The following is an 8,629-nucleotide window of genomic DNA, read 5'->3' as shown; positions in this document are numbered from 1 at the left end:
TGCACGGCGGCAACGGCATCAGCGCCGAATTCCAGGTGATGCGCCACGCGGCCAACCTGGAGACGGTCAACACCTATGAGGGCACGCACGACGTCCACGGCCTGATCCTCGGCCGCGCGATCACCGGTATCCCGGCTTTCTAGTGGACAAGCCCCTCGCCGGCATCCGCGTCGTCGAACTCGCCCGGATCCTTGCTGGACCGTGGGCGGGACAGCTGCTCGCCGACCTTGGCGCCGACGTCGTCAAGGTCGAGCGGCCCGGGGCCGGCGACGATACGCGCGGATGGGGACCGCCTTTCGTCGAGAAGGATGGCAGCGCGGCCTATTTCCATGGCTGTAACCGGGGCAAAAGCTCGGTTGCGATCGATCTGGAGAGCCCCGAGGGGCAGGAACAGGTGCGGGCGCTGGTTGCCGACGCCGATATCCTGATCGAGAATTTTAAGGTCGGCGGGCTCCAGAAATACGGGCTCGACTATGCGAGCCTTTCGGCGCTGAACCCGCGTCTCGTCTATTGCTCGATCACCGGTTTCGGCCAGGACGGCCCCTATGCCGCCCGCGCCGGCTACGATTTCATGATCCAGGGTATGGGCGGGATCATGGACCTGACCGGCGATCCCGAGGGCGAACCGCAGAAGATCGGCGTCGCCTTCGCCGACATCTTCACTGGCGTCTATGCCTCGACGGCTATCCTGGCGGCGCTGAGGGGGCGCGAGACGACCGGCAAGGGCTGCCATATCGACATGGCTCTGCTCGACACACAGGTCGCGGTGCTCGCCAATCAGGCGATGAACTATCTCGTCTCGGGCGAGGCGCCCCGCCGGCTCGGCAACGCCCATCCCAACATCGCGCCCTACCAGACTTTCGCAGTTGCCGACGGCCACGTCATCATCGCCGTCGGCAATGACAGGCAGTTCCGCAAGCTCTGCGACCTATTGGGGCTGACAGCGTTGGACGAAGATCCCCGCTTCATCACCAATGCCGATCGGGTGCGGAACCGTGGGGCGCTCGCCGCCGCCCTCTCCTCTGCCCTGCTCCAGCGGCATCGCGACGAGTTCCTCGCCGCGCTGGCGTCGGCCGGCGTTCCGGCGGGGCCGATCAATGACATCGCCCAGGTGTTCGCCGATCCACAGGTCGTGGCGCGGGGGATGCGGCTGGAGTTGGACGGCGTGCCGGGCGTGGCCTCGCCCATAGTCATCGACGGCAAAAGGCAGGTGGCGCAGCGGGCGAGTCCAGCGCTTGGAACTGGCGGCGATGACGGCAGCCCGCGTCGCGGTTAGAGATTCAACCCGGGCAGCATTTTAACCAAATATTAACGCCTTAACCGGATGGTAAGAAACATAGCTACCAGTCATTTCACAGGGTGGTATTGGCAGTGAGCGCATACTCCCAGATTCAGAAAGACCTCCCCGTTCAAGTCGGCTGGCGTCCCATTTCTTACCTTCCGCCTAAGCAGGAGGTTCTGATCTGGTCCGGAGGTCGCCCAGTCGTCGGTCTCCTTCTCTCGGGGACTCAGGATGGCAAGGATTGGCGCGACTTCATCGATCCCCGCACCAATGACAGACTGGAATGGCCTACCCACTGGATGATGCTGCCCGGATCTCCCACCGACTGATCGATCCGAGTAAGTTTGCTCGCGTCCACTCATGACCGGGCGCCGGCGCCGATTGTCGTGGCGGCGATCAATGCGCTCGACACGGCGAGGACCGCGGCCGCAAACATCACCAGCCGGTAGGGCGCGAGCAAGGTATCGCCTCCCAGATCCGCCGCGCCTCCACCGACGGCCAGCCCGAGCGCGGCCACAGCGACGAGACCTCCGGCCCGGGCCGCGGCATTGTTGATCCCCGATGCGGTGCCGCTTTTCTCCTCGGGGGCGGAATCGAGGACCGCGGTCGTCAGCGGTGCCACGCTCAGCGTCATACCGATACCGATGATGGCGAGTCCGGGAAAGAATCCGGTCCAGTAGCTCGGCTCCTCGCCCGAGAAAGCGAGCAGCGTATAGCCCGCCGCCGTGATCGAAGGGCCGACGATCAGCGGCAGCCGCGCGCCGTATCGTTCAACAAGTCCGCCCGACCAGCGCGATCCGAGACCCATGATCGCGGAGAACGGCAGGAAGGCCGCGCCGGCCGCCGCGGCGCTGTAGCCATGGACCTCGATGAGAAGAAACGGGAGCAGGAACAGGCCGCCGCTCAGGGCTGCGTAGAGGAGGATGGTCAGGGTGTTGGCACCGGCGAAATCGCGGTTTCGGAACAGCGACAGGGGCATCATAGGCGAGGCCGCGCGCGCTTCGACACGGACGAATAGCCAGAATACAGGAATGGCGGCGGTGATGGCGATCACGCCCGCCTGGCCTGTCCCCTGCCCCAGCGAGATGAGGCCGTAGCTGATCAGTCCGAGGGCGAGCACCGCGAGGAGCGCACCGCCGACGTCGAGAGATTCGGGGGATTGTGCCGGCCTGTCGGCCGGAAGCTTCAGCGCCAGCAGCAGCGCCGTCGCGGCGACGGGCAGGTTGATGAAGAAGATCGCGCGCCAGCCGACGCTGTCGACCAGCCAGCCGCCGAGCGGAGGACCGAGCGCCGTGGTGAGCGCTCCCGCCGCCGCCCAGGTGCCTATCGCCGGACCGCGCGTCTCGCCCTCATAGGCCGCGCCGATGATCGCAAGGCTTGCCGGGATCAGCAGGGCGGCGGCCGCGCCCTGCAGCAGCCGGGCTCCGATCAGCCAGGCGGCGGAAGGCGCGAGCCCACAGCCAAGCGATGCAAGCGCGAAGCCCGTGAGACCGATCAGGAAGATGCGCCTGCGCCCGTAGCGATCGCCCATCGAACCGCCCAGCAGGATCAGGCTGGCGAGAGTCAGCATATAGCCGTTCACCACCCACTGCATGGTGGCGATGCTCGTGCCCAGTCCGCGCTGCATCGCCGGAAGAGCGACGTTGACGACGGAGCTGTCTATGAACCCCAGGCTCGAGCCGAGGATGGTGACGGGAAGAACCCAGGGGGAGGGCGACGGCGCGCCCGCCTCCGCGCGGTGGATAGCGGGCGTTTCGCAAGGGAGGCGATGCGGACCGACCATGGTTCGCTTTCGCGAACGTCCCGTCCCTCGCCGGCGTTCCGGAAGAAGAGCGGGGCGCTACCCCGGCCGACCCTGCCGGATACGCAGCGCCACGCCGGCGCTGCCGAGAAGGGCGGCCAATATGGCCACCGGCGCCAGCGAAGGATCGAGGGCCGACCATGAGGCCGCCGTGGACCGGATAACGGGCTCCACGGCTTCCGCGGGCGAAGCGGCGGACAGGTACAGGCCCACGACGATAAGGGCGGCCAGAATGGGAGGGCGCGGTAGCGGTGATGCGATGCGGAACATGGTAGCTCCCCGGCTTGTTGCCGGGCTTTTGGTCCAGCGGCACCCTTCCCGCCACGATAAAGAGCCGCAATGTTCATCCGCCACCGTGCTGGCGCGTATGGATTTGTCCGCTCCTGTGAACATTTGTGCGGAAATGTGAGGAAGCATCGCACGATTATGATATGAATCGCGCCGATGCAGGGAGATCTGGATAGCCGCTCGAGCGAAGAGATCGCCACCACGGTGCGCGAAGAGCTGGCGCGCCTCCGGCGGTCGCGCCAATGGCTGGCCGACGCAGCCGGGCTCAGCATTTCTACGCTTGAGAAGGCTCTTTCCGGCCGGCGTCCGTTCACGCTCGCCACCGTCGTGCGACTCGAAGAGGCACTTGGACGCCCGCTTCGAGGGGGTGCCGCGCCCCGGCTTTCGAGCGAACCGCCCATCCTGGCGCCCGCGGAACTTGGCGCCTATGCGAGGGCCGGCGTGAGCTGGCTCGAGGGCGACTATCTGACGCTCCGTCCTTCTTTCAACAATCCCGGCGCCATTTACGCCTATCGACTGCTGATTGAATGGAACACGGACTGCCACTGCCTCACCTTCCAGGAATCCGCCCGACTGGACGCGGCCTTCACCCAAGCGGGCCGGGTGTCGTTCCCGCACCTCTCCGGCCACATCTATCTGGTGACGCAGGAATCCGGCCAGTATCGCGTCGCCATTCTCGGGCGGCCGACGATCAGCGGCGAGCTCAACGGCATCCTCACCACATTGATAGTCGGCGAAGGTTCGCAACTGGTCCCGGCGGCGACGCCGCTGGCCCTTGTGCCCTGCCGGCAGGATATTGAACCGGAATTCGGCCTGATCGAACCCGGGCACGTCGCCTATGAAGACTATCGAGCGCGCCTCGGCCGGATCGTCGCCGGCGGATTTGCCCGGCTTATCGGCTAGCCCGGCTCAGCGAGAGCGGCGGAAAACGAGAGTGGGGCCGCCCTTGTAGGTGGTTTCAGCCGACTGAATGAAGCCGGCTTTTTCTGCGACCTTGATCGACGCGCGATTGTCCGGATCGATGATGCAGCTGAATTCGGGCGCGCTCAATTCCGCCTCGCCCCAGCGGATCGCCGCCTTCACCGCTTCGCTGGCATAGCCGCGGCCGTGGCACCAGGGGTCGAGCACCCAGCCCATTTCCGGAATGCCCTCGATCGAAGGGGTGAAATCTCGGTGGAAATCGGCGAAGCCGACGTCGCCGACGAAACGGTCGCTGTCCCTGTCATAGACCGCCCAATAGCCGTAGCCCAGCATCGACCAGAGGCCGCGCGCGCGCAGGATGCGCGACCAGACCTCCTCGCGGGTGAAGGGCTTGCCCCCGATGTGACGAACGACCTCGGGATTGCTCCACATCGCGGCGGAGGCGTCGAGATCGTCCGCCGACGGCGCGCGCAGGAGGAGGCGCTCGGTCGTAAGGACCGGGATGCCGCCGTCACCTCCCGTCACCCCGGCGAATGCCGGGGTCTCAGTACGCGAGGGCACGACGGGTCTCTAAGAGATCCCGGCCTTCGCCGGGATGACTCCTTCGGGTCACTTCTTACCGAGCGTGAGACCGCCGAAGCGCTTGTTGAAGCGCGCGACCTGGCCGCCCGCGTCGACCATCTTGCCGGTGCCGCCGGTCCAGGCCGGGTGCGACTTGGGATCGATGTCGAGCTGCAGCGTGTCGCCTTCCTTGCCCCAGGTCGAGCGCGTCTCGAACGTGGTGCCGTCGGTCATCTGGACCTTGATCATGTGATAATCGGGATGGGTATCGGTCTTCATGGCTTCAGATTCCTGGGGTTTGGCTGGTTCCGACCAGCCTCAGTGAAAGCGAGCCGCGCCCTTAGCGCCTCATCGCCGAGTTGACAAGCCGAGGCCGCCGCGCCTAGCGGGCATTCCAGCGAAGGTGCCGCTCTTGGGTTCCCACGAAATTACTACTTTCGTGGAGTCCCTTATTGGAGCGGTGAAAAGGGAAGCCGGTTCGAAACCGGCGCTGTGCCCGCAACTGTAAGCGGCGAGCTCCCCATCCGCAAAGGATGGAGGCGCAATCGAGCCGCGAGCCAGGAGACCTGCCTCCGCCCGTCGTCCGTGTCCGGCCGGGATCAGCCGAGGCGCGTGGCATCGCGGGCGCTCCAGGCGCCGGCGATACCTCCGAGACGACATTTTGTGTGTCGTTCAAAGGAGGTCCTTTCATGAATCCCATTTTTCTAGTCGCGGCCCTCGCCGCTCAGCAAAGCCCGGCGGGCGCGGATGAGGATATAGTCGTCACCGCCTCCCGCGAACCCGTGGCGGCGGTGGAAACGGGCGTATCCGCCACGATCTTCGATAAGCAGACCTTGGACGCGCTCGCCCTCCCCGCGACGAGCGACGTGCTGCGGCTCGCGCCGGGCGTGTCTGTCTCGACCACTGGACCGCGCGGCACGCAGAGCCAGCTCCGCATCAGGGGCGCGGAGGCCAACCACACGCTTCTGTTCGTCGACGGCATCCGCTTCAATGATCCGGCGGCGGGCAATGAGGCGCGATTCGAGTTGCTGACCAATGACAGCCTCAGCCGCCTTGAAGTGGTGCGCGGGGCGCAATCGGCGCTCTGGGGATCGGAAGCTTTGGGCGGCGTCGTGGCGCTGGAGACCTCCGACCCGCTGGCCGGATCCCGCCTTTCCGCGCTGGCCGAATATGGCAGCCAGGACAGTGCCCGCGCCTCGGCCCAGTTCGCCGCCGGCGTGGGTGATGTCGGCCTTGGCGGTTCGGCGGGATGGCTGCGGAGCGACGGTATCGACAGCTTCGATGGCGAAGGCGGCGAGCGCGATGGCTTCGAAAACCGGTCGGCGAGCCTGAAAGCGGTGTACAGCCCCCTCCCCGACCATGAGATCGGCATCGTCGGGCACTGGATCGAGGGGACGAGTGAGTTCGACGGCTTCGATCCCGTCACCTTCCGCCGCGCGGATACCCTCGATTCGACTGACAATCGCGTTTTCGCGGTGCGGGGCTGGACCCGGATGGCGAAGGGCGGTTGGTCGCTGCTGGTGGACGGCGGTTATCTCGACAGCGCCAACCGCAATCGGCTGGACGCCGCGCCGCTCAACAGCACCTTCGGGGGGCGGTTCACGCTGGGCGGGCAATTGTCGCGGACAATCGGGCGCCACCGTCTCACCGCCGCGGTGGAGCATGAGGCCGAGGATTTTCGGGCCCGGGACCAGTCCTTTTTCGGCGCGACCGATCAGGATCGTTCGCGCGAGCTCACTGCATTCGTCGGCGAGTGGCGGGCGGATTGGTCGGACAATTTCGCCACCGACATCGCGCTGAGGCACGACAAGTTCAGCGCCTTTACCGATTCGACGACGCTGCGCGCGATGGCTCTGTTCAGCCCGATCGAGGGCTGGACTTTGCACGCCGGCTATGGCGAAGGCATCGCGCAACCAACCTTCTACGACCTGTTCGGATTCTTTCCTGGTTCCTTCGTTGGAAATCATAATCTTAGGCCTGAAAGCTCAAAGGGATTCGAAGCCGGCATGCGCTGGGCGAAGGGACCGGCATCGATCGGTGTCACGGGCTTCAGCAACCGGCTGGAGAATGAGATCGTGGACACATTCGATCCCGTCACCTTCCTGTCCAGCACCGCCAATGTCGAAGGAAAAAGCCGACGGCGGGGCGTGGAAGTGGACGGGCGCTACGAGGTCGGCTCGCTGACCCTCGCCGCCAATTACACGTATCTCGACGCCGGCGAGCGGCAGACGGTCGGGACAGCGGCCGTGCGCGAGGTGCGACGGCCGAGACACAGCGCCAACCTCTTCGCCACCGGCTCGGCCGGCCCTTTCGATCTTGGCATCGGTCTCGCCTATGTCGGCGAGCGAATCGATACGGATTTCGACGCCTTTCCGGCTGAAAGAGTGACGCTGGGCGATTACGTCCTGGGCTCGCTCAACCTGGCCTACCGCATCACGCCGGCCGTCGAAGCCTATGCGCGGCTGGAGAATGCCTTCGACGCCGATTACCAGGATGTGGTCGGCTACAACACGCCGGGACGGACGGTCTATGCGGGTCTTCGCCTGCATTTTGGCGATTAGCCTCGCGCTCGGCGGCGTGGCGGAGGCGGCCCCGAAACGGGTCGCCTCGCTGAATTTGTGTACGGACCAACTGCTCCTGCTGCTCGCCGCGCCGGAGCAGATCGTATCGGTGACGCATCTCTCGCATAAGCAGGCCGAAACGCCGCTGTGGAAGCGGGCGCGACACTATGAGGAGAATGACGGCAGCCTGCTTTCGGTGGTCGGCCACAGGCCCGATCTCGTCCTCACCATGGGCGGTGGAGCGCGGGACTGGGTGGGTATAGCCGAACAGCTGGATATCGCGACCCTGGACCTTCCCTTCCCCCAAGGCATCGAGGATATCGAGGCGAGCATCAGCGCCGTGGCCCGGGCTCTCGGCAGGGAGGGACAAGGACGACGATTGATCGCCCGGATCGATCACCTGCAACGCAGTCGGCCGAAGCGTCAGCACGATACGGTCTGGCTGGGCGGCGGCGGTCGAAGCGTGGCTTCCAAAGGGCTGGCCGCTCAATGGATGGCCCTGGCCGGCTTCCGGCAGCGGCCGCTCAAGGGCGACCGAATATCTCTGGAGCAGTTGCTGATACGGCCGCCGCAAATCCTGCTCCGAAGCGACTACAGGCAGGGTCAATATTCGGGCGAGCAGCGCTGGCTCAATCATCCGCTCGCCAAGGGAACGGAGAGATCGCGGACCATCATCACCGACGGGCGACCCTGGACCTGCATGGGGCCGTTGATGCTCGATGAAATCCGGCGCCTTCGTCAGGAGATGGCTGAATGAGCGGCCGGACTTCAGTGCTGCTCATCGCGGGGCTGGCCGCCCTGTTCCTGCTGTCGGTGCTGATGCCGTGGCGGGCGCTGGTCGACCTCATGGCGCAGGATCGCGAACTCGGGCTCGCCGCCCTCGCCCAGCTCCGGCTGCCGCGGGCGCTGCTGGCGCTGATCTATGGCGCGATGCTCGGCGCGTCGGGCGCCGCGATCCAGGCGCTGTTCGCCAATCCCCTCGCCTCTCCCGACCTCACCGGCACCACCAGCGGAGCCGCGCTCGGTGCGGTGGTCACCGCCTACATCTTCGGCTTCTCCGCACCTTTGGCCTTGGCGGCGGGGTCGGTGGTCGGCGCGCTCGCAGCGCTCGCCCTGTTGCTGGCGCTTGCAGGTCCCAAGGCCGAGACGGCGACTTTGCTGCTCTCCGGCCTCGCGATCAGCGCGCTCGCCGGGGCCCTGACGACGCTGGCGCTG

The 8,629-nt window shown here is 66.0% G+C and carries 9 protein-coding genes, 1 pseudogene and 1 riboswitch; of the genes and pseudogenes, 6 read left to right on the top strand and 4 right to left on the bottom strand.

Annotation, left to right across the window (positions count from 1 at the left end; all coding sequences use genetic code 11):
- Nucleotides 1-143 (top strand): annotated as a pseudogene (locus VIR62_RS00445) (acyl-CoA dehydrogenase); the annotation flags it as partial.
- On the top strand, nt 143-1,276 hold the full coding sequence (locus tag VIR62_RS00440) for a CaiB/BaiF CoA transferase family protein (RefSeq protein WP_431867746.1): 1,134 nt from the start codon (nt 143-145) through the stop codon (nt 1,274-1,276). The pseudogene VIR62_RS00445 and the gene VIR62_RS00440, both read left to right, overlap by 1 nt.
- 364 nt (nt 1,277-1,640) lie before the next feature.
- Here the strand turns inward: VIR62_RS00440 and VIR62_RS00435 are convergent, their stop codons facing one another.
- The gene (locus VIR62_RS00435; RefSeq protein ID WP_431867744.1) at nt 1,641-3,065 is read right to left on the bottom strand and encodes an MFS transporter; all 1,425 of its coding nucleotides are present in this window, start codon (nt 3,063-3,065) and stop codon (nt 1,641-1,643) included.
- Nucleotides 3,066-3,122: 57 nt separating this feature from the next.
- Nucleotides 3,123-3,353, bottom strand: coding sequence for a hypothetical protein (locus tag VIR62_RS00430; RefSeq protein ID WP_431867742.1), 231 nt, complete (start codon nt 3,351-3,353; stop codon nt 3,123-3,125).
- 174 nt (nt 3,354-3,527) lie between these two features.
- Between VIR62_RS00430 and VIR62_RS00425 the strand changes: the two genes are divergently transcribed.
- Nucleotides 3,528-4,274 carry a helix-turn-helix domain-containing protein gene (locus tag VIR62_RS00425; protein WP_431867741.1) on the top strand — a complete coding sequence of 249 codons (747 nt, stop codon included), beginning with the start codon at nt 3,528-3,530 and terminating at the stop codon, nt 4,272-4,274.
- Between the two features lie 6 nt (nt 4,275-4,280).
- Here VIR62_RS00425 and VIR62_RS00420 read toward each other — a convergent pair whose 3' ends face one another.
- Nucleotides 4,281-4,853 carry a GNAT family N-acetyltransferase gene (locus VIR62_RS00420; protein ID WP_431867739.1) on the bottom strand — a complete coding sequence of 191 codons (573 nt, stop codon included), beginning with the start codon at nt 4,851-4,853 and terminating at the stop codon, nt 4,281-4,283.
- Between the two features lie 48 nt (nt 4,854-4,901).
- Nucleotides 4,902-5,132, bottom strand: a complete 231-nt coding sequence (gene rpmE / locus VIR62_RS00415) for a 50S ribosomal protein L31 (protein WP_431867737.1) — start codon at nt 5,130-5,132, stop codon at nt 4,902-4,904.
- Between the two features lie 147 nt (nt 5,133-5,279).
- Nucleotides 5,280-5,441: riboswitch (cobalamin riboswitch) on the top strand.
- A 101-nt stretch (nt 5,442-5,542) separates the two neighbouring features.
- Between rpmE and VIR62_RS00410 the strand changes: the two genes are divergently transcribed.
- The 3 genes from VIR62_RS00410 to VIR62_RS00400 all read left to right on the top strand — a co-directional run.
- Complete coding sequence (locus tag VIR62_RS00410; protein ID WP_431867735.1) at nt 5,543-7,414, top strand: TonB-dependent receptor plug domain-containing protein; 1,872 nt, start codon at nt 5,543-5,545, stop codon at nt 7,412-7,414.
- On the top strand, nt 7,383-8,171 hold the full coding sequence (locus VIR62_RS00405) for an ABC transporter substrate-binding protein (protein WP_431867733.1): 789 nt from the start codon (nt 7,383-7,385) through the stop codon (nt 8,169-8,171). Before VIR62_RS00410 ends, VIR62_RS00405 begins: the two co-directional genes overlap by 32 nt.
- Nucleotides 8,168-8,629, top strand: a 462-nt coding sequence (locus VIR62_RS00400) for an iron chelate uptake ABC transporter family permease subunit (protein ID WP_431867731.1), incomplete at its 3' end; no start/stop codon positions are given. The genes VIR62_RS00405 and VIR62_RS00400, both read left to right, overlap by 4 nt.

It is taken from the genome of Allosphingosinicella sp., assembly GCF_036570505.1.
Taxonomy (GTDB): Bacteria; Pseudomonadota; Alphaproteobacteria; order Sphingomonadales; family Sphingomonadaceae; genus Allosphingosinicella.
Note: the sequence above shows the minus strand (reverse complement) of the source record. Positions and strands in the feature narration are given on the sequence as shown.

Coding starts and splice junctions, on each gene's coding strand:
- VIR62_RS00435 (WP_431867744.1), bottom strand. CDS start 3,065: ATGGTCGGTCCGCATCGCCTCCCTTGCGAAACGCCCGCTATCCACCGC.
- VIR62_RS00430 (WP_431867742.1), bottom strand. CDS start 3,353: ATGTTCCGCATCGCATCACCGCTACCGCGCCCTCCCATTCTGGCCGCC.
- VIR62_RS00425 (WP_431867741.1), top strand. CDS start 3,528: ATGCAGGGAGATCTGGATAGCCGCTCGAGCGAAGAGATCGCCACCACG.
- rpmE (WP_431867737.1), bottom strand. CDS start 5,132: ATGAAGACCGATACCCATCCCGATTATCACATGATCAAGGTCCAGATG.
- VIR62_RS00410 (WP_431867735.1), top strand. CDS start 5,543: ATGAATCCCATTTTTCTAGTCGCGGCCCTCGCCGCTCAGCAAAGCCCG.
- VIR62_RS00405 (WP_431867733.1), top strand. CDS start 7,383: ATGCGGGTCTTCGCCTGCATTTTGGCGATTAGCCTCGCGCTCGGCGGC.